Source organism: Rhodoferax sp. (assembly GCF_028714215.1).
Lineage (GTDB): Bacteria > Pseudomonadota > Gammaproteobacteria > Burkholderiales > Burkholderiaceae_C > Rhodoferax.
The window spans coordinates 1-25,989 of record NZ_JAQTMS010000026.1; the positions used below are offsets into that span (position 1 = coordinate 1).

The window sequence follows — 25,989 nt, forward strand, 5'->3', positions numbered from 1 at the left end:
TTTCACCCGCGTGATGCAGGTGCTCAAGCGTGCGGCCAACCGACCCATCGGTTATGTCGATAGTGCGGTGATGCTCAACGCCAAACTCAAGCCCGGCGTCACTCTGTTGCATGTAGTGGCCTTGACCAAGGCACTGGGTGAACTCAAAAGCGTCAAAGACGTGCAGCCTGAGTCGTACCGTTGGACCGATGGCACCGAGTCGTATGTGAACTGCGAATTTCACCACGGCAAGTTGAAAAAATGGGAGTTGATGCGTCCGCTTCAAGCCGGGGAAGCGGCGAATGAACCGGGCGTCTGCCGAGCCTCGTAAAATCGGCATCTTGGAGGACCTGATACTTGGCGAGACCGGTTGTCGTCACGCCAGGCGTCGCCAGCCCTGCGCTCAACTAAACTGAGACTTTTCCGGACAGACCTCAGCCACCCGATACGAGCCAGTTCTGTCCTGAATATTTTAAAAAGGAAATACGATGAACCCGTTACCCCCTTCCATGTCTGACCGTGACGGCAAAATCTGGATGGACGGCCAACTGGTGGACTGGCGTGAAGCCAAGATCCACGTACTGACCCACACCCTGCATTACGGCTGCGGCGCCTTCGAGGGCGTGCGCGCCTACAACACGGTCAACGGCACGGCGATTTTCCGGCTCGAGGAGCATACCGAGCGACTCTTCAACAGCGCCAAGATTTTGCGCATGAAGATCCCCTTCACGAAGGAAGAGGTCAACGAGGCGCAAAAAACGGTGGTACGCGAGAACAAGCTTGAATCCTGCTACCTGCGGCCGCTGACCTGGATCGGCGACAAGAAGCTCGGCGTTTCTCCAAAAGGCAACACCATTCATTTGATGGTGGCGGCCTGGCCTTGGGGTGCCTACCTGGGTGAAGAAGGCATGCGCCAAGGCATACGCGTCAAGATTTCAAGCTACACCCGGCATCACGTCAACATCACCATGACGCAGGCCAAGGCGGTGAGCAACTACACCAACTCGATCCTGGCCAATATGGAAGTCACCGACGAAGGCTACGATGAAGCCATGTTGCTCGACGCCAATGGCTTTGTCTCTGAAGGGGCCGGCGAAAACCTTTTTGTGGTCAAGGGCGGCGTCGTCTACACGCCCGACCTGTCGGCCGGCGCCCTTAACGGCATCACCCGCAACACCGTGTTCCATATCTGCCAGGACCTGGGGCTGGAAGTGATCCAGAAGCGCATCACCCGCGACGAGGTCTACATCAGCGATGAAGCCTTCTTCACGGGCACCGCCGCCGAGGTAACGCCGATTCGTGAACTCGACCGGATTGTGCTCGGTAGCGGCTCGCGCGGCCCGATCACCGAGAAAATCCAGAGCGCGTTCTTCGACATCGTGAATGGCCGCAACCCGAAATATGCGCATTGGCTATCGAAGGTCTGAACCCTTGTCAAACAGGCCCCGATTGAACGCCAAAGAGAATCATCCATAGGAAGAACATGAGCCAATCGAATATTGAACTTCTTGCCAAAGACCTGAACGCCCAAGGCGGTGTCTATTGCCCCAATCCCAAGGCCGATATGAAGCTCTGGAACAGCCATCCGAAGGTTTACCTGGACGTGGCCCACACCGGCGAGGCCAAGTGCCCCTACTGCGGCACCGTGTACACACTGAAGACCGGCGAGCACTTCAGCGGCCAGCACTGAGTCACAGTGAAGCCGGGCGCTGCCGTCCCGCCCTTCGGATCGAGGCCCGGGGCAGACCCGATCCAGGGCGGCAGTGACAGCCTCGTCATCGCGCCCCAGTGGATCGGCGATGCGGTCATGACCGAGCCTCTGCTGCGCCGCCTGAAAACGCACGGCCAACGCCTCACGGTAGGCGCCCTGCCCTGGGTGGCACCAGTCTATCGCCTGATGCCGCAAGTGGCAGAGGTCATTGAATTCCCATTTGCCCATGGCGGCCTGCAATGGAAGGCGCGGCGCAGTCTGGCGCGCCAGTTCGAGGGCCGTTTTGACACGGCCTATATCTGCCCCAACTCCCTGAAGAGCGCCTTGTTGCCGTTTCTGGCAAGTATCCCGAAACGGATCGGCTATCTGGGCGAAGCACGGGTCGGTCTGCTGACGCACCGTCTGAAAAACCCGCCCAAGTCACAGCGTCCGCCGATGGTTGTGTTTTACTCGGCGCTCAGCGGTGACGCCAACATTGCGAACGATCGACCACGGCTGCAACTCGACCGCGCCGAAGTCGACCAGGCGCTGCAACAACTGGGCTTGCAGCACGCGGCCTATTACGTTTTTGCGCCGGGGGCCGAATACGGTCCGGCCAAACGCTGGCCGGCGGCTCATTTTGCCGAATTGGCGCGCCGGCTGGAGCGGACCGTGGTGTTGCTGGGATCGGACAAGGAATTTGCCTTGTGCAACGAGATTGCCGTACCGGTCAATGCCCAGCAACCCGGCAAATGCCTCAATCTGGCAGGGAAAACGTCGCTGGCCGATGCCTTGCGTGTGATAGCTGCCGCAAAAGCAACCGTCAGCAATGACTCCGGCCTGATGCATGTGGCAGCCGCTTTGGGTGTCAGTCAGGTTGCCATCTTTGGCTCCAGCAGCCCGTTGCACACCCCGCCCCTGAATGCCAAGGCCAACGTGCTGTGGCTCAAGCAGAATCCCGCTTACCGGCCGGCCCTCGACTGCGCACCCTGTTTTGAGCGGTTGTGCCCACTAGGGCATACGCGCTGCCTGACGGATATTGCAGCCGACGATGTGCTGCCTTATTTGTAGCAAATAGGGCAAAAAAAAGCCACCCGAAGGTGGCTTGAAAAAATTCCCGAGGGAACTTCGTTGGAACGCTACATTTCGAAGCGCTTGAGCACTGTCAAATTTGACTAGGCTCCAACACATGATCACTGTGACAGCAGTTGGGTCCAACTTTACCAAGCGTCAAGCGTGAGCACCATCCCCCATTTGGGGGATATGACGCTGTTTTTTTCACCCAAAAGACAACTTTTTGTAAGGATTAACCCTTGTTGCCCAAATCCATAGGCAAGCGAACCACAAAACACGCGCCGCCCTCGGGACGGTTCTCGCAATCCACGGTACCACCGTGACGAACGACTATCGATTTGACCAACGCCAGTCCCAAGCCGACACCGCCATCACGCTCGGTCGCCCCGGGAAGTCGGTAAAAAGGCTCGAAAATGCGCTCGCGCAACTCAGGCGGCACACCCGGGCCGCGGTCGCAAACACGGATCACGGCTTGCCTATCGAGCCGGCCCAAGGTCACGGTAATGTTGCCGGCCGCATGGCGACGAGCGTTCTCCAGCAGGTTGCGCATGACCCGACGCAGCAACTTGGTAACGCCCTGCACCGGCAAGGCAGAAGTCTCGTCCTGCGCACCCACAGGGGCGGCCGGATCACTGACCCCCTGGAATTCGAACTCGGCACCGACCCGGGCACATTCCTCGGCCGCCAGGCCAATCAGATCAACCGGCTCTATCGTGCCCAGATCGGCCTCCCGGGCGTCGAGTCGGCTGGCGAGCAGAATTTCTTCGATCAACTGATCAAGCTCGGCAATATTGCGGGCAATCTCGTTCTTGAAGGTCGGTGACGAAGGTGAGCCCATCAGCTCCAGCCCCATGCGAATCCGGGTCAGCGGCGAGCGCAGTTCGTGCGAGGCATTGGCCAGCAGCGATTTTTGCGACGCCAGCAAGGATTCATGTGACTTCACCAGATTTTCAATGCGCTGGGCTGCGTGGTTGAAACGTGCCGCCAGAAAAGCCACCTCATCCTGGCCGGCCTCGGGCACCCGAATCGACAGATCTCCTTCACCCCATTTTTCAACACCGTTTTGCAGCAATTCAAGACGACGGGTGAGTTTGCGAATGATCGGGTACGTGGCCAGTGCCACGGCCAGCGCCACCAGCGCCAGGGTCCAGAAAAACCCGAACGGGGCCAGATTCCAGGGTGAGCGCGGCGGCCGCGGCAATTGCATGTGCACAATTTGACCGTCCAGCATCAGCACCACAAACTCGGGGCCATTGGCATTCTGGCTTTGCAGCCCAAACGACGGTGCTTGCGCCTCAGGCTCGCCGTGGGGTCGCGCCATGATCGCAGCGCCGGGCGGGCGCCGGCGGCGGGAATGGCCATTGCCAATGATTTGCCCGGCTTCGTTGCGGATGACGACGTCGCGCAGCGGCGGCTCGACCGTGAGTCGCCAGGCCCAGCCGACCAAAAAAGTCAGTACCGCCACCGCCAGCACCACGGCCAGCCAGATGCGCGCGTACAGTTTCTTCAGGAACATGCTTGGAACTTGGCAGCTTCTCAGTCTTGCTGGCGGGCAAATACATAGCCCACGCCACGGACCGTGAGAATGCGCTTGGGATCCTTGGCATCGACCTCGATGGCGGCACGGATGCGCCCCATGTGCACATCGATGGAGCGGTCAAAGGCGTCGAGTTCACGGCCGCGCACGGCCTCCATGATCTGATCCCGGGTCAGCACCCGACCGGCGCGCTCGGCCAGCGCCACCAGCAAATCAAACTGGTAGGAAGTCAAGTCGCAAACCTGACCGGCAACACTGACGGTGCGGGCATCGCGGTCAATCTCAAGCGTGCCGAACCGCAGTTGCTTGCCAGCTTGTGGCAGGCCCTCCACGCGACGTCGCAAGACTGCGCGAATACGCGCCAGCAGTTCGCGCGGCTCGAACGGTTTGGGCAGGTAGTCATCGGCACCGATTTCGAGCCCGATGATGCGGTCCATCGGATCACCTTTGGCGGTCAACATCAATACCGGGGTCTGCGCCAGGGCGCCAGGCATGGACCGGATGCGCCGACACACCTCCAGTCCATCCATGTCGGGCAACATCAAATCCAGTATCACCAAATCGGGCGGACTGGCCTGCACCGCATCCAGCCCGCTCTGCGCGTCCCCAGCGTGGCTCAGCGCAAAGCCGGACTGCCCCAGGTACTCTCCCACCATCTGCGCCAGGCGGGCATCGTCTTCGATCATTAGCAAGTGTTGACTCATGGTTGCAGTCTAGGGCAGCGCCCGATCAAGTGGTTGAAGCGATCGTAAAGTTAAGTAAATGAAAACGGGCCTACTCTAGGAGTTTTTGACTCTGGACGCCAGCCCCACCAGAAATAGCACAGGCAACCCCAGCAGAGCAGTCGCAACGAAGAAGTTTTGATAGCCGAAAGCATCCACATAACGCCCCGAATAACCTGCCAGGAACTTGGGCGCCAGCAACATCATCGAACTGAATATGGCGTACTGGGTAGCGGAGTAGTTTATGTTTGTCAAACTTGAGAGGTAGGCTATGAAGGCCGCCGAGGCAATGCCGCTGGACAGGTTATCGGCCGAGATCACGAAAATCAGCGCCGTCACATCATGGCCACGCGTTCCCAGCCAGGCAAAAAGCAGATTGCTGGCCGCACTCAGGATGGCGCCCAGCATCAACACCCGCATGACGCCCAGCCGCAATGCCAGTGCACCGCCCAGAAAAGCGCCGGCCAGCGTCATGATGACGCCGTAAATCTTGGTCACCGCCGCCACTTCGTCCTTGCTGTAACCCATGTCGACATAAAACGGATTGGCCATGATGCCCATCACCACATCGCTGATCCGGTAGACGGCGATCAGCGCCAGAATCAGCAGCGCCTGCTTGCCGTAGCGCTGCAAAAAATCCGCAAACGGAGCCACCAATGCGCCATGCAACCAGTCACGCGCATTCCTTGTCCGGGGCATTGCCCGCTGCACCGGCTCGGACGATAGCAATACGGTCAGCAAGCCTGGCAGCATCGATAGCGCCATGATCAGATAAGCCGTTTGCCACGCGGCGTGCTGATAATTCGAAACGCCAGCCACTTCGGCCCGGGCGGCGATCCACAAGACACCGGCGCCGGCCCAGATCATGGCCAGGCGGTAACCGGTTTGATAGGCGGCGGCAAGGGCCGCCTGGCGCTCGGTGCCGGCGGATTCAATGCGGAAGGCATCCAGTGCAATGTCTTGCGTGGCCGAGCCGAAGGCCACCGCCAGGGCGCCCCATGCGACCGGCTGCAAGGCAATTTGCGGGTTATTGAAGGACATCGCCACCAAGCCACCCATGACCGCCAGTTGCGCCAGCAGCAGCCAGCTGCGGCGGCGCCCCAGCCAACTCGTGAGCAGCGGAATCGGCAGCCGGTCCACCAAGGGCGCCCAGACCCATTTAAAGGCATATGCCAGACCAACCCAGCTCAGGTAGCCAATGGTAGTGCGGTCTATGCCGGCTTCGCGCAGCCAGAAACTCAGGGTGCCAAGTACCAACAGCAAGGGCAGGCCGGCGGAAAACCCCAGCAGCAGCATGCGCAGTGTCGGCAACTCCAGGTAAACCTTGAAAGTGGCAAGCCAGGAGGGCTTGATTTGGCGGGCGTCGGCGGCACTTGGTGTCATGCGTCAATAATACGCGCCGCCTTGTGCAATTCCGGATGCCAAGCATGAGACCCAACAAGCCCATGATCCAAACCCATCAACGGCGCCCGCCGCATCGCCTGATTCGGCAAGTGGCGACTCTTTTATTGGCGCTGTCACCTGCGACCATGCCCTTCGCAACAGCGCGCGAAGGCGTTGACGTGGGTGCTAACTCGGCGTTCAGCAAGCTGGTCCCGGCCGACGGCGTGGAGCGCTCCGCCGGTCAGCAATATGCACAGTTGCTGCAACAGGCAGCCGCGCAGAATGCCTTGGGGGGCAAAGACCACCCCCAAGTGAAGCGGCTGCGCGCGATTGCCCAACGCATCATCCCCCTGGCCGTGGCCTGGAATCCACGCGCCAAGGACTGGCGCTGGGAGGTCAACCTGATTGGCAGCAAACAGATCAACGCGTTTTGCATGCCCGGTGGCAAGATCGCTTTCTACAGCGGCATCCTGGAGCAACTTAAGCTCTCGGACGACGAGGTGGCGATGGTGATGGGGCACGAAATTGCCCATGCCCTGCGCGAGCATGCCCGTGAACGCATGGGTAAAAGCGCCCTCACCCAGGGCGCGGCTCGGCTCGGCGGCGCTGTTGCTTCCAGCATGCTGGGCATCGATCCGCGCCTGACCGATGGACTGGCACGCGGCGGCGCCAATCTGTTGACCCTGAAGTTCAGCCGAGGCGATGAGTCCGAGGCTGACCTGGTGGGCATGGAGCTGGCTGCTCGTGCCGGCTACGACCCCAGGGCCGGTGTCGCCCTATGGCAAAAGATGAGCGCCGCCAGCAAAGGCGCGCCGCCGCAATGGCTGTCGACCCATCCTTCCGGCCAGTCCCGCATTGCCGATATTGAAAAAAACCTGCCGAAGGTCATGCCCCTCTACGAGCAGGCCAAAAAGGGCGGGCACCGGCAAATCAGTGGCTGGTAGACTTCGGTGATGAAATCGATTCTCTCCTTGTTGCTGTTGTGTTTTCTTGTCACAACATCTGTGGCCTCGGCAAAAACTCCCGGCGAGGTCGAGATCGGCGCAACGCTGCGGGAGGCCACGCTGCAGGGCCTGTCAGGCCGCTCCCGGAAATTGTCGGAATTTCGCGGCAAGCCGCTGATCATCAACGTCTGGGCCAGTTGGTGCGGACCCTGTCGCCAGGAAATGGGCTCGCTGGAAAGACTCTCCCGCAGCAAAGTCGGAAAACAGTTGACGATGATCGGCATTTCGACCGATGACTACCCCGAAGAAGCCAAGGGTTTCCTGAAAAAAGCCAAAACAACTTTCAGCCACTTCATCGACAGTCAGCTGGTGCTGGAACACATGCTGGGGGCGGATCGATTGCCGTTGACGCTGCTGGTCGATGCACAGGGTCGGGTGCTCGACAAATACTATGGCGCCCAGGAATGGGACAGTCCCGAGGCCATCAAGGTGGTCGCAAAAACCTTGCGCATCCCGCTCTGACCGATGGGACCTGACGGCGCTTCAAGGAAAAACCGGCCATCGGACCGCACGCCCTGTCCCTGCGGTAGTGCGCAGCCCTATGCGGCATGTTGCGGTGTGTGGCATAGCGGCCTGACGCAAGGTGTACACGCCGCCACGCCCGAGGCACTGATGCGCTCGCGCTACAGCGCCTATGTGCTGGGGCTGATCGACTATCTGCTGGGCACCTGGCATCCGTCCACCGCGCCGGGCGAGTTGGAGCTGGCACCGCTCAAGTGGCTGGGGCTGGAAGTGCGCCACACGCAGGTCGCGGGCGACGCCGGCGTGGTGGAATTTGTGGCGCGCTGCCGCGACGGCGGCCGGGCCCAGCGTCTACATGAGACCAGCCGCTTTGTACGCCAGGAAGGCCGCTGGTATTACATCGATGGCCAGATGGTCGGGTCGGAGTAGACGCAAAGTCTGTGCCGCAAAGGGGGTTGTTCATGGCTCCCTCCGGAACAGGAAATCTATGTCAGATGCTTGCCGATAATGCCGGCCAGCTCAAACATCGTCACCTGCGGTTTACCAAAGACGGCCAGCAATTTGGCGTCGGCGTTGATGGCCCGCTTGTTGGCCGGGTCCTGCAAACCGTTGGCTTTGATGTAGTCCCATAGTTGCTTGATGACTTGCGTGCGTGCCACCGCCTGGCCGCCAATGACGGCCGCCAGTGCGGCGCTGGGTTGCAGACCTGCGGCGCTGCTGGTTTTGCGCGGCGCCTTGGGTTTGGCGCTCTTGGTTGCTGGCTTGACAGCAACTTTCTTGGCCGGCACTTTTCTTCCGGCCGACGCCGTGCTTGCGGCACCAGCGGTTCCCGGCTTTGTGGCCACCGCCGCTTTGGCTGGTGGTTTGGCGGTCGTCTTGCGCGGCGGGAACTTCGACGGCGCAAACTCGAAGTTGACCTTGCCCGCCTGTGCATCCCACGCCAGCATGGCTTTGAAGCCACGGCGTGTGCGCATGGAGACAAATTTGTCGAGCAGATCGGTCTTGCCGGTGGCCAGCAATTTGCTCATTTGCTCGCGTGTAATGGGTTGCTGGAGAATGATCTGACCGCTTTTAAAGTCGCAGCTTGGGGTCGCTTGCGCCAGCGTGGGCACTGATTTTTCACAGACGTAACTCTTGCCGTGTTCAAACACGGGAGCGCCGCATTTGGGGCAGGCGCCGAGTGATTGCTGCGCTGAGAAGTCGATCAGTTCGCCGCTTTCCTCGCCCTTCTTGTCGTCACCAAAATCGAATTCGAGCTTGTAGTTCTTGCTCTCGTCATCGAACTTGATGATCATCTCGGCAGTAAACGGCCAACCCGCCTTGGAACGAAAACCGTCCAGCGGACCGATCTTCTTGTCGCGCAGGAATTGCTCCACCTCGGCGATCTCGAAAGTCCGCCCCGCCGGAGTTTTGCCAAAAGAGAAACCGCAGCCGTCCGCGCTGCCGATTTTGCCGGTGCAGCTGTAGCGGCGGTAGTTCTCTTTCATTACGCCGCCGCAATTGGGGCACGGGGCCTGCAAGGTGGCGTAGTCGCCGGGCACCGTGTCGCGGTCGTATTCCTTGGCCTTTTTCACCATGCGCTCGGTCATGGCGGCGATTTCGGCCATGAAGGACTCGCGCTTGAGCTTGCCGTGCTCCATCTGCGCCAGCTTGTACTCCCACTCGCCGGTCAACTCAGCTTTGGACAACTCTTCCACGCCTAAGCCGCGCAACAATGTCATCAGTTGAAACGCCTTCGCCGTCGGAATCAATTCACGACCTTCGCGCAACATGTATTTTTCGACAATCAGGCCTTCGATGATGCTCGACCGGGTGGCTGGCGTGCCCAGACCTTTTTCATGCATGGCAGCCCGCAATTCGTCATCTTCAATGGTCTTGCCGGCACCCTCCATGGCGCCCAGCAGGGTCGCTTCCGAGTAGCGCGCCGGGGGCCGCGTCTTCAGGGCCTTGGGCTCCACCGCTTGCGCCTTGACCAGTTCGCCGGCTTTGACCGGCACCAGGTTGCCAGGGCTCCTGTCGTCGCCGTCTTTGACCTCGTCGGCCGCTTCCTTGCCGTAAATCGCCAGCCAGCCGGGCTTGACCAGCACCTTGCCTTCGGTCTTGAAGCTGTGAGGGATGACGGTCGTTATTCGGGTGGTGATCTGATATTCGGCGCTGGGGAAGAACACCGCCATGAAGCGGCGCACCACCAGATCGTAAATTTTTTGCTCCGCTTCGCTTAGACCGTGTGGCGCCTGCAACGTCGGGATGATGGCAAAGTGATCGCTGACCTTGGTATTGTCGAAGATCCGCTTGCTCTTGCCGAGGTAGTTGCCCTTGAGCGCGGTCGCGGCGTACGGCGCCAAGTGTTTCATGCCGCTGCCGGAGATCATCTCGAAAGTCTGCTTGACCACCGGCAAATAGTCTTCGGGCAGGGCGCGCGAGTCGGTACGCGGATAAGTCAAGGCCTTGTGGCGCTCGTACAGGCTTTGTGCGATCGACAGCGTGGTTTTGGCGGAGAAACCAAATTTGCCATTGGCCTCACGCTGCAGGCTGGTCAGGTCGAACAACAGGGGCGACGCCTGGGTAGCAGGTTTGCTTTCTTCGGTAACACTGGCTTTCTGGCCGCGCACGGCTTCGGCGATGGCGCGCGCCTCACGCTCGCTCCAGAGGCGGTCGGCCTTCAACTCGGCATCGACCTCGTCGGTGTTGCCGGCGGCGACATTGGCGGCTGAGCGCTTCCACTTGGGGTCGAACCATTTGGCGTTGTAGTCACCGGCCTCGGTGGCGAAAGTGGCGTGCACCTCCCAGTAATCCCGGCTAACGAATTTGCGAATGATTTCCTCACGCTCCACCACCACCGACAAAGTGGGCGTCTGGACCCGTCCCACCGTGGTCAGGAAGAAGCCGCCATCGCGCGAGTTGAAGGCCGTCATGGCACGCGTGCCATTGATGCCGACCAACCAGTCAGCCTCGCTACGGCAGCGCGCCGCGTCGGCCAGGGGCAGCATCTGCTGGTCGCTGCGCAATGCGTTGAAGCCATCCCGGATGGCCTGCGGCGTCATCGACTGCAGCCAAAGGCGCTGCACCGGCAGTTTGACTTTGCTGTACTGCTGGATCAAGCGGAAAATCAGCTCGCCCTCACGCCCGGCGTCGCAGGCGTTGATCAGAGCTCCGACATCCTTGCGCTTGGCCTGCTTGACGATGGCATTGAGCCGTGTCCTGGTCTTGTCCATCGGTTTGACATCGAAGTGCGGTGGAATCACGGGCAAGTGAGCGAAACTCCACTTGCCGCGCTTGACATCAAATTCCTCCGGCGCCTGAATTTCAAGCAGATGCCCAACGGCACTGGTAACGACGTATTTCTCGCTTTCGAAATGCTCGTCGTGTTTCTCGAATTTCCCCGCCACGGGCGTAAGCGCCCGCACAATGTCCTGGGCAACGGAAGGCTTCTCGGCAATGACCAATGTTTTCATCTGACTACAATCCATTTTCTCGCGGGCGCACGGGCGCACGCACATGCACGTGAGCGCGCACGCACGCGCCCATACGAGTTCACCATACCAAATTTTTAAACTGTGTCCAAAAATATTGCCTCCGGAGTCGGCCGCCGCATTCAAACCCGTCGCTCCGGTGTGCATGGAAAAGGTGTTTTCGCGCTGCAGGATATTGCCGAAGGCGAAACCCTGATCGAATACGTGGGCCAGATCATCAGTTGGTCGGAGGCGCAAAAGCGTCATCCGCACGATCCCGCCGATCCCAACCACACGTTTTATTTTCACCTTGACGAAACCCGCGTCATCGATGCCTTGGTCGGCGGCAACTCTTCGCGCTGGATCAACCACGCCTGCACACCCAATTGCGAAGCAGACGAGCAGAACGGGCGAATTTTCATCAAGGCGTTGCGCAATATCCGGGCCGGTGAAGAGCTCCACTACGACTATGGTCTGATCATCGACCAGCGTTACACGCCCAAGCTCAAGGCCGAATACCCTTGCTGGTGCGGCTCCAAGAACTGCCGCGGCACGCTGCTGGCCCCCAAACGCACACGCCGCCAGAAGAGGCCATGAGCAGCGCAATGGGATGGCCGGTGGAGCAGATCAGGCAGGCGCTGGCAGCCCATCTACCCGGCTTTCGCGTTGAAGTGCTGGCACAGCTTGATTCCACCAATACCGAACTGATGCGGCGCGCCCGCAACGGGCAAATGGAGCCGGTGCTGCTGGTGGCCGAGCAGCAAACAGCCGGGCGCGGCCGACTGGGGCGCCAGTGGTTCAGTGGGGAGGGGACAAGTGTGGGGGCGATATCTTCGCTGACTTTTTCGCTGGGCCTGCCCCTGGCGCCGCGCGACTGGTCTGGCTTGTCGCTGGCCGTCGGTCTGAGCGTGGTGCAAAGCCTGCATCCCGATCTGCGCTTGAAGTGGCCCAACGACGTGTGGTGGCATGGGCGCAAACTGGCAGGCATTCTGATCGAGACCGCCAGCCTCGGGGAAAACCGCTATGCCGTGGTCGGCATCGGCGTCAACATCAAACCGCGCGCCAGCGCCGGCCTTGCCACCCCGGCGGCCTGGTTGCAGGAACTGCTGCCAGCAGTGGACGCGTCGCAAGCGCTGCTGCGAATCGCCGCACCTCTGCTGCAAACCATCAAGACGTTTGAGCAACTGGGGTTTGCACCGTTTCAGGCGCGTTTCGCCGAACGCGATGCCCTGCGCGGGCTAGGCGTTGCGCTGAGCGACGGCAGGGTCGGCGTGGCGCAAGGGGTCGATGGCGCTGGCGCTTTACGTCTTCACACGGCACAAGGTCCGCAGAAAATCACCAGCGCCGAGGTCAGCGTGCGCCCCGTGTCGCCGCCGTCTTTGGCCGCACTGTGACGATCGCGCTTTTTTTGTAAACCCTCTTATGTTGCGCCTTGTTGCCCTGACCCTGGTGCTGCTCAACGCCGTCTATTTCGCCTGGTCGCACCGGCTGTTGCCTGGTTTTGCACCCGAGCAACAAACCGAACCGCAGCGCATGGGTTGGCAGCTTAGGCCGGATAGCCTGCACCTGCTCACGGCGCCAGAGCCGCGCCCCGCCGAGGCCCAGCCAGCAGCAGGTGCCGCCCCGCCGCCAATTTGCCTGCAGGCGGGTCTTTTTGACGAAGCACAGAGTGCGCTGTTGCGCACCGCGCTGGCGGCCACCTTGCCGCCGGGTTCGTGGACACTGGACGCCGCGGCGGAACCGGCACGCTGGATTGTCTACATGGGCAAATTTCCAAACGACGAGGCCTTGGCCAAGAAGCGTGCCGAATTGGCCTCATTGAATTTGCGCTACGAGCCGCTGGTCAATCCGACGCTGCAATTGGGTTTGTCGCTGGGCCAGTTCGAGACCCAGGCAGCTGCCACGGCCGGACTCGCCGCCTTGAGCCGGCGCGGCGTGCGCAGCGCGCGAGTGATCCAAGAACGCGCCGAGTTGCGCGGCGTGATGCTGCGGATGTCAGGCGCTGAGCCGGTACTGCGCACCCGTTTCGAAGCGTTGCGCCCGGTGTTGGCGGACAAAGCGGTAAGCCCCTGCCGCTAAGCCGAGGCGGCACCGGTTTCAGCAACAAAACGCACACTGAAACGAGCCCCTGGCGGCAGCTGTCCGGGCCGCGTGTCTTCGATGGCCACCGTGGCATTGTGCAGATAGGCAATTTCCATGACGATGCGCAAGCCCAGTCCGGAGCCGTCGACTTCGGTGCCCAAGGCACGGTAAAACGGACGAAATATCAACTCCCGCTCCGCCAGCGGAACGCCTGGCCCGGAATCTTCGACCTGCAGCACCAGCGTCTTGCCAAAAGGATCTGTCAGTACCCGCGCCGTGATCACGCCGGGCTTGTCAACACTGGAGGGGGTGTAATTGATGGCGTTGTCCAGCAGATTTCGAATCAGTTCCTTGAGCAGCGTCGGGTTGCCCGCCAACTGGCCCCCTTCGGCGCCAGGCTGGGTGCCCTCAAAGCCCAGGTCAATGTGCTTCTCGATGGCCCGTGGCACACAGTCCCGCACCACCTCCATGGTCAGTTCGGCCAGATCGCAGCTGGTACGCGGCATTTCCGAACCGCTGCTTTCGGCCCGCGCCAGTGCCAATAATTGGTTGACGGTATGGGTGGCCCGGATGCTGGAGCGCCCAATCTGGCGCAGCGACTGTTTCAGCTCCTCGGTATTGGCCCCTTCGCGTTGCGCCAAGTCAGCCTGCATGCGCAGACCCGCAAGAGGCGTCTTGAGTTGATGTGCGGCGTCGGCCAGGAAGCGCTTTTGCGTGGCAATGGAGTCCTTCAGTCGCATCAGGAGATCGTTCACGGAAGACACCAAAGGAACCACCTCCAGCGGTACCGCTTGTGCATCAATGGGACTCAAGTCGTCGGGTTTGCGCGCGCGTATGCGCTCTTCCAGCCGGTTCAGGGGCTTGATGGCCTGCACCAGCGCCAACCAAACCAGCAGCACCGCCATCGGCAGCACGACAAACTGCGGCAGCATGACGCCCTTGACAATTTCAGTCGCCAGAATCGAGCGCTTCTCCAGCGTTTCCGCCACCTGCACCAGCGCCGGTCTGGCGTTGGGCAGGGCCAGTTTGACCCAGGTGTAGGCGATCTTGACATCCACGCCGTGTACTTCGGCGTCACGGATGCGAACCTCACCGAAAAAAACCTTTTCGTCTTCCGCCGGCAATGGCAGGTCGCGCTCGCCGCTGAGAAACTCACCGTGCGCTCCCAGTACCTGGTAATAAACCGTGTCCGAGTCATCGGCGCGCAGCAATTCGCGCGCTGGCAGCGGCAGATTGAACTGGACCCGGTTATTGCTGACATTGACCAACTGCGCCAATGCGCCGGCGTTGTACTCCAAGGCCCTGTCAAACGGCTTTCCGGCAATGTTTTGCGCCACCAGCCAGGTCAATACCAGGCTGACCGGCCACAGCAACAACATGGGGGTCAGCATCCAGTCCAGGATTTCCCCAAACAGCGAGCGCTGTTCCTGGTGGAAGATGTTCACCCTGGGATTTTTTCCAGGCAGTAACCCAAGCCTCGAACCGTGGCAATACGGACCGGCCCTTTTTCTATCTTTTTACGCAGGCGGTGGATGTAGACCTCGATCGCGTTATTGCTCACTTCTTCGCCCCACTCGCACAGTCGCTCCACCAATTGGTCCTTGCTCACCAGGCGGCCAGCGCGTTGCAGCAGCACTTCAAGCAAGCCCAGTTCACGGGCTGACAGTTCTATCATGACGCCATCGATGGTGGCCACCCGGCCGGACTGGTCGTATATCAATGGCCCGTGTTTGATGGTGCTGCTGGCCGTGCCCATGCCACGGCGACCGAGCGCGCGGACACGGGCTTCGAGTTCCTGCAGGCTGAAAGGTTTGGCCATGTAGTCGTCCGCGCCATAGTCCAGTCCCTTGACGCGCTCATCCACGCTGTCGGCCGCCGTCAGGATCAGGACCGGCAAGGACGAGCCGCGCGCCCGGAGTTTTTTCAGTACTTCCAGGCCATGCATTTTGGGCAGCCCCAAGTCCAGAATGACCAAGTCGAACTCGGTGTTGGTCATGAGCGCGGCATCGGCCTCGGAGCCACTGGCCACGTGGTCCACCGCGGCGCCCGAACTGCGCAGGGTGCGTAGCAGGCCATCGGCCAGTACCTGGTCATCTTCAACAATCAGAATTCGCATGTCTGTCTCCATTGTGGGCGAAGGCCATGGGCGGCATTCTTTTTTTGCGCAATTCTAGGCGCCGCTGCCCGGCCATTGGCTCAGGCAGCATACGCCTCCAGGCCGATCGCCACAACGGTGGCAACCTGCGCTCCCACAGCGGCGCGGAATTCAGCCTCGGCCTGCGCTACCGCAGCGCCAAATGCCTGTAGCCAACTCAGTCCAACCGCGGTGAATACGATGCGCCGGGCACGCGCATCGCGAGCGTCAGCCAAGCGCGTCACCAGTCCCCATGCCTCACATTGCTCCACCAACTTGCCCATGGCCTGCTTGCTCATGTTGGCGCGCGCGGCCAGCTCCGTCAAGCGCGACCCCTCCAGCGCCAGATGGCGCGTGATGTGAATGTGTGACGCGCTCAGGCAGCCCCGCGCCGCCAGATTGGACAGGGCCAGCGGCACATCTTCATTGCGCGACATCAGGAACAGGACACGGGCATCAAAGCGCTGTAGCGCCTGATGCATCCAGTGCCCCAAGTGCGCTTGCCGCCAGCCCAGCCGGATATCGTGCACCCGGTCGGCGCCCTCCCCCGGCGCCAAGGCGCCAGCGGAAGCGGAAGCGGAAGCGGGAATGGTTTTGGAGCTGTTTATCACGCTGCAAATAGTAAACCAAATTGACTAAAAAAACCACTTGAGAATTTCAACAAATGTAATAAACTACTGTTCAAGCATCCAGCCTGTTGTTAAAAACAGAGGATGCATCCGGTCCAACCCCGACCTAACCTGTTGCCATTCAAGGAGAATTTCATGGACGCACCCGTCAAAACCGTAAGCCCGGCCAGCAGTGAAAAAGCAAAAGCCCTGCAAGTGGCTCTGGCCCAGATTGAAAAACAGTTTGGCAAGGGCACCATCATGCGCCTGGGCGAGGGCGAGGTGATCGAAGACATCCAGGTGGTCTCCACGGGCTCCCTGGGTCTGGACATTGCCTTGGGGGTGGGCGGCTTGCCGCGTGGTCGCGTGGTTGAAATCTACGGCCCGGAATCAAGCGGCAAAACGACACTGACCTTGCAAGTGATCGCCGAGATGCAAAAAGTTGGCGGCCAATGCGCATTCATCGATGCCGAGCATGCACTGGACATTCAGTACGCCCAAAAGCTGGGCGTGAACCTGCAGGATTTGCTGATTTCCCAACCCGATACCGGCGAGCAAGCGCTGGAAATTGTCGACAGCCTGGTGCGCTCCGGCGCAGTCGACTTGATCGTGGTCGACTCGGTCGCGGCCCTGACGCCGAAAGCCGAGTTGGAGGGCGAAATGGGCGACTCCTTGCCCGGTCTGCAGGCCCGGTTGATGAGCCAGGCGCTGCGCAAACTCACGGCTCATATCAAGAAGACCAACTGCATGGTGATCTTCATCAACCAAATCCGCATGAAGATCGGCGTCATGTTCGGCAGCCCCGAGACCACCACCGGTGGCAATGCGCTCAAGTTCTACGCCTCGGTGCGGCTGGACATCCGCCGCACCGGCACCATCAAGAAAGGCGATGACTCGATCGGCAATGAGACCAAGGTTAAGGTCGTCAAGAACAAGGTGGCGCCGCCGTTCAAAACCGCCGAGTTCGACATCTTGTTCGGCGAGGGCATCAGCCGCCACGGCGAGATCATCGATATGGGTGTAAACGCCAACATCCTGGACAAGTCGGGCGCCTGGTACGCCTACAACGGCGAAAAAATCGGCCAGGGCCGCGACAATGCCCGTGAATTCCTGCGCGAAAACCCGGAGTTGTCGCATGAAATTGAAAACAAGGTGCGTGCTTCGCTGGGCATTCCTTTGTTACCAAGTCTGGCGGAGCCCGATGCGAAGGCCAAACCAGCTGCCAAAAAAGCGGCTTAACCCCTCTTGAGCCAGCCCGCAGCCTCCCATGTCGTTTGCCCAGCCTTCCCTTAAAGGCCGTGCCTTGCGGTTGCTGAGCGGCCGCGAATATTCACGGGCTGAACTTGAACGCAAGCTTGAGAGCTTTGAAACAGAGCCTGGCGCACTGGCCCGGGTGCTGGACGAGCTACAGGTCAAAGGCTTTATCAGCGAACAACGGGTCATCGAATCGGTGCTGCATCGCCGCGCTGACAGGTTGGGCACAACGCGCATCAAGCAGGAGTTGCTGGGCAAAGGCCTGGACTCCGAGGCGGTTGCCCAAGCGCTGGTCGGCTTGCAGGCCAACGAGCGCGAGCGGGCGCTGGAGGTCTGGCGCAAAAAATTCGGTGAGCCGCCGGCCGATGCCCAGGCAGCCGCCAGGCAAATGCGCTTCCTTGCTGCGCGCGGATTTGGCGCGGACGCGATCCGTCGCGTGGTCAAAGTCCCAGCATGAGCTTGAGGTTTTGCACCGCCGCGCCGCTGGCACCTTTGCCCAGGTTGTCCAGGCGCGCAACCAGCACGGCCTGACGCAAGGGCTCGTTGGTAAACACCCGCAACTCCATCTTGTTGGTGTCATTGAGTGCCAGCGCATCCAGCCGACCGTTCTCAGTGGGCGCTTCCACCGTGACCCATTCACTGCCCTTATAGTGGGCCAGCAGTGCGTTATGCAAGTCGACACCTCTGGGTTTGGCCGGCAGGGCATCAAGGTGCAGCGGCAACAGGACCAACAAACCCTGACGGAAATTGCCGACGGACGGAACAAAGATCGGCCGCCGCGTCAAGCCGCCATGTTTCATGATCTCTGGTACATGCTTGTGGGCCAGTCCCAGGCCATAGATCTCGAACAAGGGAGCCGTACCGGCTTCATAAGCCTCGATCATGCTGCGCCCGCCGCCAGAGTAGCCGCTGGTTGAAGTCAGGGTAACGGGGAAATCGGAAGGCAAAAGCCCCGTATCCACCAAAGGACGCAGCAGGGCAATGGCCCCGGTGGCGTGGCAGCCCGGATTGCTGACCCGGCGCGCATCGGCCACGGCCTGGCGCTGGCCGGGTGTCAATTCAGGGAAGCCGAGGACCCAGTCTGGTGCCGTGCGGTGGGCCGTGGAGGCGTCGATGATCTTGGGGCCAGCTTGGCCAGTGGCCTCTTCCAATGCATCAATCATTGCCACGGATTCAACGGCCGCCTGATCGTGCAGGCAAAGCACCACCAGGTCGACTTGTGACATCAGGTCACGCTTGGCCGCCGCATTTTTGCGCAACTCGGGTGCAATGCTGACCAGCTCAATGCCGGGCATGCCTTGCAAACGCTCCCGAATCTGAAGTCCGGTGGTGCCGGCTTCGCCGTCGATGAATATCTTGTGCATGGACTGGCTCCCGATCGGCGTAGGTTGAAATGCGGTGTAAGACTGGTAAAAGTTTGGTGCGTTGCAGCATGATACAGTCCGAATCCGTGTTGTCCAGTGCCTGCCGCAATGCCTTCAAGTTTGCGACAGGTCAAGAATCATCCACTCCTGAGCCGCGCGGGACAAACGGTGGCCCAGCCAGCCCTGCCCTCAACTTAGAATGAAACTTTGTGGGAAAGACCTTCAGCTCTGTCCCCACCTGATTAGGAAACTTTATGAAGATTCACGAATACCAAGGCAAGGAAATCTTGCGCAGTTTTGGTGTACCGGTGCCACGCGGCATTGCCGCGTTCACTGTCCAGGAGGCGGTCGAGGCGGCGCAAAAACTGGGTGGCCCGGTGTGGGTCGTCAAGGCGCAAATTCATGCCGGAGGTCGGGGTAAGGGCGGCGGCGTCAAGCTGGCGCGCTCGATCGACGAGGTCAAGCAGCTTGCCGGTGAAATTTTGGGCATGCAACTGGTTACCCACCAGACCGGCCCCGAAGGCCAGAAAGTGCGCCGGCTCCTGATTGAAGATGGCGCCGATATCAAGAAGGAATATTACGTGTCGGCGGTGACCGACCGTGCCAGCCAGCGTGTTGCCTTGATGGCGTCTTCCGAAGGCGGCATGAACATCGAGGAAGTGGCGCACGCCACGCCGGAGAAAATCATCAAGGCGTTTGTCGACCCGGCCACCGGCCTGACCGTTGCACAAGCGACAGAACTGGCCAACGGTATCGGCGTCCCGGCCGGTTCCACCGCGCAGTGCGTCGACGTGCTGCAAAAACTCTACAAGGTGTACATGGACACCGACGCCTCCCTGGTCGAGATCAACCCGCTGATTCTGGAAGGCAACGGCAACATCAAGGCGCTGGACGCCAAATTCAACTTTGACGCCAACGCGCTGTACCGGCACCCCGAGATCGTGGCCTACCGCGACCTTGATGAAGAAGACCCGGCCGAAGTGGAAGCCAGCAAGTTCGATCTGGCCTACATCAGCCTGGACGGCAACATCGGCTGCCTGGTCAATGGCGCCGGTTTGGCCATGGCCGCCATGGACACCATCAAGCTGTTTGGCGGTGAACCGGCCAATTTCCTCGATGTGGGCGGCGGCGCCACCCCCGAGAAAGTGACTGAAGCCTTCAAGATCATGTTGAAGAACAAGAAGGTCAAAGCCATTTTGGTCAACATCTTCGGCGGCATCATGAAGTGCGACACGATCGCCACGGGCATTGTGGCGGCGTGCAAGGCAACCAACCTGAATGTGCCGCTGGTGGTGCGCATGAAGGGCACCAACGAGGAGTTGGGCAAGAAGATACTGGCCGACTCCGGACTGCCCATCATCAGCGCCGACACCATGGCCGATGCAGCCCAAAAAGTCATTGCGGCAGTCAATTCGTAAAACCTTGCGGGACGGACCGCAGTCTGCGCAGCGAACAAGCCCTGTCCCCAACCGACCAAGAAGTGAATCATGTCCATCCTCATCAATAAAGACACCAAAGTCATCACCCAGGGCATTACCGGCAAGACCGGTCAATTCCACACCGAGAAGTGCCAGGAATACGCCAACGGTAAAAACTGTTTCGTGGCCGGGGTGAACCCGAAAAAGGCCGGCGAGTCGATCTTCAATATCCCGATTTACGCCTCGGTCAAGGAAGCGGCCAGGCAAACCGGCGCCACCGTGTCGGTCATCTACGTGCCGCCGGCCGGCGCGGCCGCGGCCATCTGGGAAGCCGTTGAGGCCGACCTGGACCTGACGATTTGCATCACGGAAGGCATTCCGGTGCGCGACATGCTCGAAGTGCGCAACAAAATGCGCGCCCGTGAAGCCGCTGGCGGCAAGAAGACCTTGCTGCTAGGCCCCAACTGCCCCGGTTTGATTACGCCGGACGAAATCAAGATCGGCATCATGCCCGGTCACATTCACCGCAAGGGTCGTATCGGTGTGGTCAGTCGCTCCGGTACCCTGACCTACGAAGCGGTGGCCCAGCTCACCGAGATCGGCTTGGGCCAGTCGACTGCCGTCGGCATTGGCGGCGACCCCATCAACGGCCTGAAGCACATCGACATCATGCAAGCCTTCAACAACGATCCGGACACCGACGCCGTCATCATGATTGGTGAAATCGGCGGTCCGGACGAAGCCGACGCGGCGCGCTGGTGCAAAGCCAACATGAAAAAACCCATCGTCGGCTTTATCGCCGGCGTGACGGCACCGGCGGGCAAACGCATGGGACACGCCGGCGCCTTGATCTCCGGAGGTGCCGACACGGCCGATGCCAAACTGGCGGTGATGGAGGAGTGCGGGTTCAAGATCACGCGCAATCCCTCCGAAATGGCCAAGTTGTTGAAGGCCCTGCTGTAGGCAAGAGACGGACCAGCGGGCGGTCAAGAGGCCGTTACACTTGCGAACCGACAGGTAAGAAGCGCTCCAAACACCGTGTTTTGGGCGCTTCTTGCATTGGCAACACAGGAGAGCGTGGATGGAATTGCTGCAAAGTGTCGACTTTTGGATTGGTCTGCTCAAGATTGTCTGGATCAATATCATTTTGTCGGGCGACAACGCGGTAGTGATAGCACTGGCGGCCCGTTCCTTGCCGCCCGACCAACAAAAAAAGGCAATTTTCTGGGGCTCCGGTGCCGCCGTGGTGTTGCGTATCGCCTTGACCGTGGTTGCCGCCAAATTGCTGCAATTGTCATTTCTGCAAATCGTCGGCGGACTGCTGCTGTTGTGGATTGGCGTTCAATTGCTTAGCGAAGAGGAAGAGGGGGAAGGGCACGCGAAAGAAACCGGCAGCCTGCTGGCGGCGGTGCGCACCATCCTGATTGCCGACCTCGTGATGAGCCTGGACAACGTCATCGCGGTGGCAGCGGCGGCCAAAGGCAGCATGCTGTTGCTGATATTGGGCCTGGCCATCAGCATTCCGCTGGTGATTTTCGGCAGTACGCTGATGATCCGGCTGATGGAGCGTTTCCCCATCATCGTAACGCTGGGGGCTGCGCTGATTGGCTGGGTCGGGGGCGAAACCATCGTCAGCGACGTGGCTTTAAGAGGGCTGACCTCCGGCAATCCCTGGCTGCATTACGCCGGCGCGGCAACGGGTGCTGTCTTGGTGCTGGGCTTGGGGCGAGCGCTCCAGCGGCGCCATGCCACGGCCCCTCAGACAGGTAGCTGATGAATTACACCTTCTGTTCGCAAACCCATCCAGGCCGGGTCCGGGACAACAACGAGGATTCGGTGGTATTTGATGACGCCACCTACCTGGGCGTTTTGGCTGATGGCATGGGTGGTTACAACGCCGGCGAGGTTGCCAGCGGCATGGCCACCGCGTTCATCAAAACGGAGCTGAGCAAGTGGCTGTCCGAAGCTGGCGAGCAGGCCAGCATCCGTGAAGTCAGACGGGCTCTCGAAATTTGTGTTGACAACGCAAATCGTTCAATTTTCATTGCTTCCCGCACAAACCCTCAGTACGCGGGCATGGGAACCACTTTGGTGGTGGGTGTTTTTCAAGCAGACCTGCTGGTATTGGGACATATCGGGGACTCCCGCTGCTATCGCCTGCGTGGCAACGAGTTGCTGCAGATCACCAAGGATCACTCGCTGCTGCAAGAGCAGATCGACGCCGGCTTGTTGACGCCCAGACAGGCGGCAATTTCTCCCCTCAGAAATCTGGTCACACGGGCCGTGGGCGTCGAAAATGAAGTGCAACTCGAAATCAACGAACATCGCGTGGAGGCCGGTGATATTTACTTGATGTGTTCGGATGGACTGTCCGACATGATGGAGGACACGGCGATTTCAAGCATCCTGCAAAATGGCTCGGCTTTGACTCAAATGGCCAACGAGTTGGTGTCCCAGGCGAATAAAAATGGCGGACGGGATAACATCACTGTGTTGCTGACGCAAGCCCACAGCGCGCCGGAGAAACGCGGTTTAATATCCAGATGGCTTGGAAAACAGTAAGCTCATGAGAACTTCAACCACTAGTTTCAGTATCAGGAGTCGGTCATGCCCAAAGTGATTGTGTCGATCGACGGTGTTGTCATCAAGGAAGTCCAATTGACAAAGGACAGCACCAGCTTGGGTCGGCGACCCTATAACGATATCGTGATTGACAATCTGGCCGTCAGTGGCGAGCACGCCGTATTGCAGATGGCGGGTGGCGAGGTCTATCTGGAAGACCTTAACAGTACCAATGGCACTTACGTCAACGGCAAGGCCACCAAGAGGCAGTTGCTTCGGGATGGGGACACCATAGAGGTCGGCAAATATCAAATCCAGTTTGTCAACGAAGCGGCCGAAGACAGTGCCGCCTCCCTGACGGGCGAGGCAGCGGACCTCCAGGCGGCGATCAAGGTCCTGTCAGGTGCCGCGGCAGGCCGGCAGGTGCCCTTGACCAAGGAAGTAACCACCATCGGAAAACCGGGTGTCGCAGTTGCCGCGATTACCCGTCGCCAGCGCAGTTTTGTGGTCCACCATGTCGAAGGCGCGGGCCGCCCGGCGCTCAACGGGATTCCCATCGGGGCCGAGCCGATGCCCTTGAAAAGCGGCGACCTGATCGAACTGGCAGGTACCCAGATGCAATTCATCCAGACCTGATTTACCGTGCACACCACCTTCGCTGTTTGCGCACGCGTCAGGAGTTTGCGTCATGGGTGAAGCAATAAAGTCCCCGGTGTTGCAGAGCAATCCCAGGAACACATCTTCCGAGACTGGAACTTCGCCTGCCGATAAGCAGGGTATGACGTTTGAAGCTTTTTTTTACAAGCAGCTTCAACAGGTAACCGCCCGCATTCACGAAACCGACAACCTTGAGCAGATCATGCTGGAGGCGAGTCAGGATATCTGCAAGCTGTTCAATGCCGAACGACTGACTCTCTATGCCGTCAACGAAGACCAGACCGCCATCGTCTCCAAGGTCAAGACCGGCCTCAAGAGCAGTCGCGAACTCAAGCTGCCGATCACGCCCCAGAGCATTGCCGGCTACGTCGCCTTTAGCAAGCAGTTGCTCAACCTTTCGGACGTTTACGACGACCAGGCACTGAAAAAAATCCATCCGGCACTCACCTTTCTGAAGGAGGTGGACCATCGCTCAGGCTATCGAACCCGTCAGATGCTGGTAGCCCCGATTCTTGAAGGCGGCACGCTGCATGGCGTGTTGCAGGTCATCAACAACAAAAGCAACCAACCCTTCAACGAGCTCGAAGTCGAGGGTGTTTCGCAACTTTGCAAAACGCTGGCGGTCGCCATTCGGCAACGCGTCCAGAAGGCGGCCGAGAATGCCCGGCGCAAGGCCACCAAGTACGATGGCTTGGTGGCTGATGGTGTCATGACGGCGGACGAACTTGCGCAATGCCTGCTGGCGGCACGCAACGAAGACATACCGGTGGAGCAACTTCTGATCACCCGTTACAAGGTTCACCCGGCACAAATTGGTCCCTCGTTGGCCAAGTTTTTTGGTGTGCCCTATGAACCGCTCAACCCGGGTCGCATTCGCTCGGAAATGCTTCATGGTTCGCTCAAACGCGAGTTCATCGAAGAGCAGGGCTGGATTCCGCTGGAAGAGTCGCCGGAGGGCCTGGTCGTCATGTGCCTGGACCCGGAAGCGACGCGCAACGCCCGGGTGGTACCGCAAGTTTTTCCCCGCATCACCCGCTTTGCCTACCGGGTCACCACCCAGATCGAGTTTGCGGAAACGTTGGGACAAATATTTGGCGTCGGGGTAGAGGGTGGTTCGATCGACGAATTGCTGGCCGACATGGATGTTGGTGCGCTCGATGATGGCAGCAACGACGACTCGCTGGAATCGGCGGCGGCCGACAACGAACTGGTCAAGTTCGTCAACAAGGTCATCATCGATGCCTACCAGCAAAAGGCCTCCGACATTCACATCGAGCCGATGCCGGGCAAACTCAAGACCGGCATCCGGCTTCGCATTGACGGCACCCTGCAACCCTATGTCGAAGTGCCGGCGCATTTTCGCCAGGCCATGGTGACCCGTCTGAAGATCATGTGCGACCTCGACATTTCAGAGCGTCGCAAGCCGCAGGACGGCAAGATCAAGTTCAAGAAATATGGCCCGCTGGACATCGAACTGCGGGTTGCCACCATTCCGTCCGCCGGTGGCGTGGAAGACGTGGTGATGCGTATCTTGGCTGCCGGCGAGCCGATTCCGCTGGACAAGCTGGGCTTGACCCCGCACAACAAGGAGCGGGTCATTCGCACCATTGAGCGACCCTATGGCTTGTTCTATGTGTGCGGCCCCACCGGCTCCGGCAAGACCACCACGCTGCACTCCATCCTGAAGCACCTGAATACGCCGGAAACCAAAATCTGGACGGCTGAAGACCCGGTGGAAATCACGCAAAAAGGTTTGCGCCAGGTCCAGATCAACCGCAAGGCCGGCATTGACTTCGCGCTCGTCATGCGGGCTTTTTTGCGGGCCGATCCCGACATCATCATGGTCGGCGAATCCAGAGACAAGGAAACGGTGGCGATGGGTGTGGAGGCCTCGCTCACCGGTCACCTGGTGTTCTCGACCCTGCACACCAACTCGGCACCCGAGTCCATCACGCGCCTGCTGGACATGGGCATGGACCCCTTCAACTTTGCCGATGCGCTATTGGGTATTCTGGCGCAGCGGCTGGCCAAGAAGCTGTGCGATTGCAAGGAATCCTATGTGCCTGATGCGGAGGAATTGCGCCTTTTTGCAATCGAATATTCCGAAGAACTCCGACACTCGGCGGCCTGGGTCGCTGACTATGAAGGCGAAATCAAGAAATTGATCGAGGGCTGGCACAAGACTTACGCTCAGGACGGCCAACTCAGGTTTTACCGCCACGTGGGTTGCGACAAGTGCAATAAAACCGGCTACAAAGGCCGCGTCGGTCTGCACGAACTGCTGATCGCCTCGGACGACATCAAAAAACTCATCCAGGAGCGTGCCCGCGTGGCTGAGATTTTTGCCGCCGCAGTGGAAGGCGGTATGCGCACCCTGAAGATGGACGGCATGGAAAAGATCATGATGGGCCTGACCGACATCAAGATGGTCAGATCGGTTTGCATCAAATAGCCACCGATGCTTGGCGACAAAAGTGTCAGCCGTGACAAATTTTGTCAGTTTATGCGCCTCATTTCTTCGGATTTCCCAAATTCCGTCGCAAAACAAGCCTATTCGCCAGCAAAAATGGATGGCATGAAATCTGCTTTTAACCCCTGTCCCGTCAT

At 59.8% G+C, this 25,989-nt stretch carries 25 protein-coding genes and 1 pseudogene; 18 read left to right on the forward strand and 8 right to left on the reverse strand.

Annotation, left to right across the window (positions count from 1 at the left end; all coding sequences use genetic code 11):
• The 4 genes and pseudogenes from PHS32_RS13035 to waaF form a co-directional block, all read left to right on the forward strand.
• Positions 1–310, forward strand: a pseudogene (locus PHS32_RS13035) (glycerate kinase); the annotation flags it as partial.
• Positions 311–467: 157 nt separating this feature from the next.
• A complete protein-coding gene (locus tag PHS32_RS13040) occupies positions 468–1,406 on the forward strand; it encodes a branched-chain amino acid transaminase (protein ID WP_301079437.1) in 939 nt (312 codons plus the stop codon).
• Between the two features lie 56 nt (positions 1,407–1,462).
• Positions 1,463–1,669, forward strand: coding sequence for a zinc-finger domain-containing protein (locus PHS32_RS13045; RefSeq protein WP_301079438.1), 207 nt, complete (start codon positions 1,463–1,465; stop codon positions 1,667–1,669).
• 60 nt (positions 1,670–1,729) lie between these two features.
• Positions 1,730–2,740 (forward strand): lipopolysaccharide heptosyltransferase II, encoded by a 1,011-nt coding sequence (gene waaF / locus PHS32_RS13050; RefSeq protein ID WP_301079507.1) that lies wholly within the window; start codon positions 1,730–1,732, stop codon positions 2,738–2,740.
• A gap of 235 nt (positions 2,741–2,975) precedes the next feature.
• On the opposite strand, the gene PHS32_RS13055 is transcribed toward waaF, so the two are convergent.
• The 3 genes from PHS32_RS13055 to PHS32_RS13065 all read right to left on the reverse strand — a co-directional run bounded on the left by PHS32_RS13055 (position 2,976) and on the right by PHS32_RS13065 (position 6,385).
• Complete coding sequence (locus PHS32_RS13055; RefSeq protein ID WP_301079439.1) at positions 2,976–4,259, reverse strand: HAMP domain-containing sensor histidine kinase; 1,284 nt, start codon at positions 4,257–4,259, stop codon at positions 2,976–2,978.
• A gap of 20 nt (positions 4,260–4,279) precedes the next feature.
• Entirely contained in the window at positions 4,280–4,984 is a 705-nt protein-coding gene (locus tag PHS32_RS13060) for a response regulator transcription factor (protein WP_301079440.1), read from the reverse strand.
• Between the two features lie 75 nt (positions 4,985–5,059).
• Entirely contained in the window at positions 5,060–6,385 is a 1,326-nt protein-coding gene (locus PHS32_RS13065; protein ID WP_301079441.1) for an AmpG family muropeptide MFS transporter, read from the reverse strand.
• A gap of 62 nt (positions 6,386–6,447) precedes the next feature.
• On the opposite strand from PHS32_RS13065, the gene PHS32_RS13070 reads away from it, so the two are divergent.
• The 3 genes from PHS32_RS13070 to PHS32_RS13080 are packed head-to-tail and all read left to right on the forward strand — an operon-like array spanning position 6,448 to position 8,280.
• The gene (locus PHS32_RS13070) at positions 6,448–7,329 is read left to right on the forward strand and encodes a M48 family metallopeptidase (protein ID WP_301079443.1); all 882 of its coding nucleotides are present in this window, start codon (positions 6,448–6,450) and stop codon (positions 7,327–7,329) included.
• Between the two features lie 9 nt (positions 7,330–7,338).
• Entirely contained in the window at positions 7,339–7,851 is a 513-nt protein-coding gene (locus tag PHS32_RS13075) for a TlpA disulfide reductase family protein (RefSeq protein ID WP_301079444.1), read from the forward strand.
• A 3-nt stretch (positions 7,852–7,854) separates the two neighbouring features.
• On the forward strand, positions 7,855–8,280 hold the full coding sequence (locus tag PHS32_RS13080) for a YchJ family protein (protein WP_301079445.1): 426 nt from the start codon (positions 7,855–7,857) through the stop codon (positions 8,278–8,280).
• A gap of 56 nt (positions 8,281–8,336) precedes the next feature.
• On the opposite strand, the gene PHS32_RS13085 is transcribed toward PHS32_RS13080, so the two are convergent.
• Positions 8,337–11,306, reverse strand: coding sequence for a DNA topoisomerase III (locus PHS32_RS13085; protein WP_301079447.1), 2,970 nt, complete (start codon positions 11,304–11,306; stop codon positions 8,337–8,339).
• A 102-nt stretch (positions 11,307–11,408) separates the two neighbouring features.
• Between PHS32_RS13085 and PHS32_RS13090 the strand changes: the two genes are divergently transcribed.
• The 3 genes from PHS32_RS13090 to PHS32_RS13100 are packed head-to-tail and all read left to right on the forward strand — an operon-like array spanning position 11,409 to position 13,382.
• Positions 11,409–11,900: an SET domain-containing protein-lysine N-methyltransferase gene (locus PHS32_RS13090; protein WP_301079448.1), complete on the forward strand. Its 492-nt coding sequence runs from the start codon at positions 11,409–11,411 to the stop codon at positions 11,898–11,900.
• On the forward strand, positions 11,897–12,697 hold the full coding sequence (locus PHS32_RS13095) for a biotin--[acetyl-CoA-carboxylase] ligase (RefSeq protein ID WP_301079449.1): 801 nt from the start codon (positions 11,897–11,899) through the stop codon (positions 12,695–12,697). The genes PHS32_RS13090 and PHS32_RS13095 overlap by 4 nt, the downstream gene beginning before the upstream one ends.
• Before the next feature lie 28 nt (positions 12,698–12,725).
• On the forward strand, positions 12,726–13,382 hold the full coding sequence (locus PHS32_RS13100) for an SPOR domain-containing protein (RefSeq protein ID WP_301079450.1): 657 nt from the start codon (positions 12,726–12,728) through the stop codon (positions 13,380–13,382).
• Here PHS32_RS13100 and PHS32_RS13105 read toward each other — a convergent pair.
• From PHS32_RS13105 to PHS32_RS13115, 3 genes are all read right to left on the reverse strand, one after another.
• Positions 13,379–14,830, reverse strand: coding sequence for a sensor histidine kinase (locus PHS32_RS13105; RefSeq protein ID WP_301079451.1), 1,452 nt, complete (start codon positions 14,828–14,830; stop codon positions 13,379–13,381). The two genes, PHS32_RS13100 and PHS32_RS13105, sit on opposite strands and share 4 nt — an antisense overlap.
• Positions 14,827–15,501, reverse strand: coding sequence for a response regulator transcription factor (locus PHS32_RS13110; protein WP_301079452.1), 675 nt, complete (start codon positions 15,499–15,501; stop codon positions 14,827–14,829). Before PHS32_RS13110 ends, PHS32_RS13105 begins: the two co-directional genes overlap by 4 nt.
• 80 nt (positions 15,502–15,581) lie before the next feature.
• A complete protein-coding gene (locus tag PHS32_RS13115) occupies positions 15,582–16,001 on the reverse strand; it encodes a MarR family transcriptional regulator (RefSeq protein ID WP_301079508.1) in 420 nt (139 codons plus the stop codon).
• Positions 16,002–16,283: 282 nt separating this feature from the next.
• Between PHS32_RS13115 and recA the strand changes: the two genes are divergently transcribed.
• Both recA and recX read left to right on the forward strand, forming a co-directional pair.
• Positions 16,284–17,366, forward strand: coding sequence for a recombinase RecA (recA, locus tag PHS32_RS13120; protein WP_301079453.1), 1,083 nt, complete (start codon positions 16,284–16,286; stop codon positions 17,364–17,366).
• Positions 17,367–17,394: 28 nt separating this feature from the next.
• The gene (gene recX / locus PHS32_RS13125; RefSeq protein WP_301079454.1) at positions 17,395–17,838 is read left to right on the forward strand and encodes a recombination regulator RecX; all 444 of its coding nucleotides are present in this window, start codon (positions 17,395–17,397) and stop codon (positions 17,836–17,838) included.
• Here the strand turns inward: recX and argC are convergent.
• On the reverse strand, positions 17,822–18,745 hold the full coding sequence (argC, locus tag PHS32_RS13130) for an N-acetyl-gamma-glutamyl-phosphate reductase (protein ID WP_301079455.1): 924 nt from the start codon (positions 18,743–18,745) through the stop codon (positions 17,822–17,824). The genes recX and argC overlap by 17 nt on opposite strands.
• A gap of 254 nt (positions 18,746–18,999) precedes the next feature.
• On the opposite strand from argC, the gene sucC reads away from it, so the two are divergent.
• From sucC to PHS32_RS13160, 6 genes are all read left to right on the forward strand, one after another.
• The gene (gene sucC, locus PHS32_RS13135; protein ID WP_301079457.1) at positions 19,000–20,163 is read left to right on the forward strand and encodes an ADP-forming succinate--CoA ligase subunit beta; all 1,164 of its coding nucleotides are present in this window, start codon (positions 19,000–19,002) and stop codon (positions 20,161–20,163) included.
• A gap of 69 nt (positions 20,164–20,232) precedes the next feature.
• Positions 20,233–21,126 (forward strand): succinate--CoA ligase subunit alpha, encoded by an 894-nt coding sequence (gene sucD, locus PHS32_RS13140; protein WP_301079458.1) that lies wholly within the window; start codon positions 20,233–20,235, stop codon positions 21,124–21,126.
• 118 nt (positions 21,127–21,244) lie between these two features.
• Entirely contained in the window at positions 21,245–21,937 is a 693-nt protein-coding gene (locus tag PHS32_RS13145) for a TerC family protein (protein WP_301079459.1), read from the forward strand.
• Positions 21,937–22,725, forward strand: a complete 789-nt coding sequence (locus tag PHS32_RS13150; RefSeq protein ID WP_301079460.1) for a Stp1/IreP family PP2C-type Ser/Thr phosphatase — start codon at positions 21,937–21,939, stop codon at positions 22,723–22,725. The genes PHS32_RS13145 and PHS32_RS13150 overlap by 1 nt, the downstream gene beginning before the upstream one ends.
• 45 nt (positions 22,726–22,770) lie before the next feature.
• Positions 22,771–23,361, forward strand: a complete 591-nt coding sequence (locus PHS32_RS13155; protein ID WP_301079461.1) for an FHA domain-containing protein — start codon at positions 22,771–22,773, stop codon at positions 23,359–23,361.
• A 142-nt stretch (positions 23,362–23,503) separates the two neighbouring features.
• Complete coding sequence (locus PHS32_RS13160; RefSeq protein ID WP_301079462.1) at positions 23,504–25,834, forward strand: ATPase, T2SS/T4P/T4SS family; 2,331 nt, start codon at positions 23,504–23,506, stop codon at positions 25,832–25,834.
• Positions 25,835–25,989: the final 155 nt, after the last annotated feature.

Coding starts and splice junctions, on each gene's coding strand:
- sucC (WP_301079457.1), top strand. CDS start 19,000: ATGAAGATTCACGAATACCAAGGCAAGGAAATCTTGCGCAGTTTTGGT.
- PHS32_RS13070 (WP_301079443.1), top strand. CDS start 6,448: ATGATCCAAACCCATCAACGGCGCCCGCCGCATCGCCTGATTCGGCAA.
- PHS32_RS13155 (WP_301079461.1), top strand. CDS start 22,771: ATGCCCAAAGTGATTGTGTCGATCGACGGTGTTGTCATCAAGGAAGTC.
- PHS32_RS13055 (WP_301079439.1), bottom strand. CDS start 4,259: ATGTTCCTGAAGAAACTGTACGCGCGCATCTGGCTGGCCGTGGTGCTG.
- PHS32_RS13065 (WP_301079441.1), bottom strand. CDS start 6,385: ATGACACCAAGTGCCGCCGACGCCCGCCAAATCAAGCCCTCCTGGCTT.
- PHS32_RS13040 (WP_301079437.1), top strand. CDS start 468: ATGAACCCGTTACCCCCTTCCATGTCTGACCGTGACGGCAAAATCTGG.
- PHS32_RS13085 (WP_301079447.1), bottom strand. CDS start 11,306: ATGAAAACATTGGTCATTGCCGAGAAGCCTTCCGTTGCCCAGGACATT.
- PHS32_RS13110 (WP_301079452.1), bottom strand. CDS start 15,501: ATGCGAATTCTGATTGTTGAAGATGACCAGGTACTGGCCGATGGCCTG.
- argC (WP_301079455.1), bottom strand. CDS start 18,745: ATGCACAAGATATTCATCGACGGCGAAGCCGGCACCACCGGACTTCAG.
- PHS32_RS13160 (WP_301079462.1), top strand. CDS start 23,504: ATGACGTTTGAAGCTTTTTTTTACAAGCAGCTTCAACAGGTAACCGCC.
- sucD (WP_301079458.1), top strand. CDS start 20,233: ATGTCCATCCTCATCAATAAAGACACCAAAGTCATCACCCAGGGCATT.
- recA (WP_301079453.1), top strand. CDS start 16,284: ATGGACGCACCCGTCAAAACCGTAAGCCCGGCCAGCAGTGAAAAAGCA.
- PHS32_RS13075 (WP_301079444.1), top strand. CDS start 7,339: ATGAAATCGATTCTCTCCTTGTTGCTGTTGTGTTTTCTTGTCACAACA.
- PHS32_RS13150 (WP_301079460.1), top strand. CDS start 21,937: ATGAATTACACCTTCTGTTCGCAAACCCATCCAGGCCGGGTCCGGGAC.
- PHS32_RS13115 (WP_301079508.1), bottom strand. CDS start 16,001: ATGCATCAGGCGCTACAGCGCTTTGATGCCCGTGTCCTGTTCCTGATG.
- PHS32_RS13080 (WP_301079445.1), top strand. CDS start 7,855: ATGGGACCTGACGGCGCTTCAAGGAAAAACCGGCCATCGGACCGCACG.
- PHS32_RS13060 (WP_301079440.1), bottom strand. CDS start 4,984: ATGAGTCAACACTTGCTAATGATCGAAGACGATGCCCGCCTGGCGCAG.
- PHS32_RS13100 (WP_301079450.1), top strand. CDS start 12,726: ATGTTGCGCCTTGTTGCCCTGACCCTGGTGCTGCTCAACGCCGTCTAT.
- PHS32_RS13045 (WP_301079438.1), top strand. CDS start 1,463: ATGAGCCAATCGAATATTGAACTTCTTGCCAAAGACCTGAACGCCCAA.
- PHS32_RS13145 (WP_301079459.1), top strand. CDS start 21,245: ATGGAATTGCTGCAAAGTGTCGACTTTTGGATTGGTCTGCTCAAGATT.
- PHS32_RS13095 (WP_301079449.1), top strand. CDS start 11,897: ATGAGCAGCGCAATGGGATGGCCGGTGGAGCAGATCAGGCAGGCGCTG.
- recX (WP_301079454.1), top strand. CDS start 17,395: ATGTCGTTTGCCCAGCCTTCCCTTAAAGGCCGTGCCTTGCGGTTGCTG.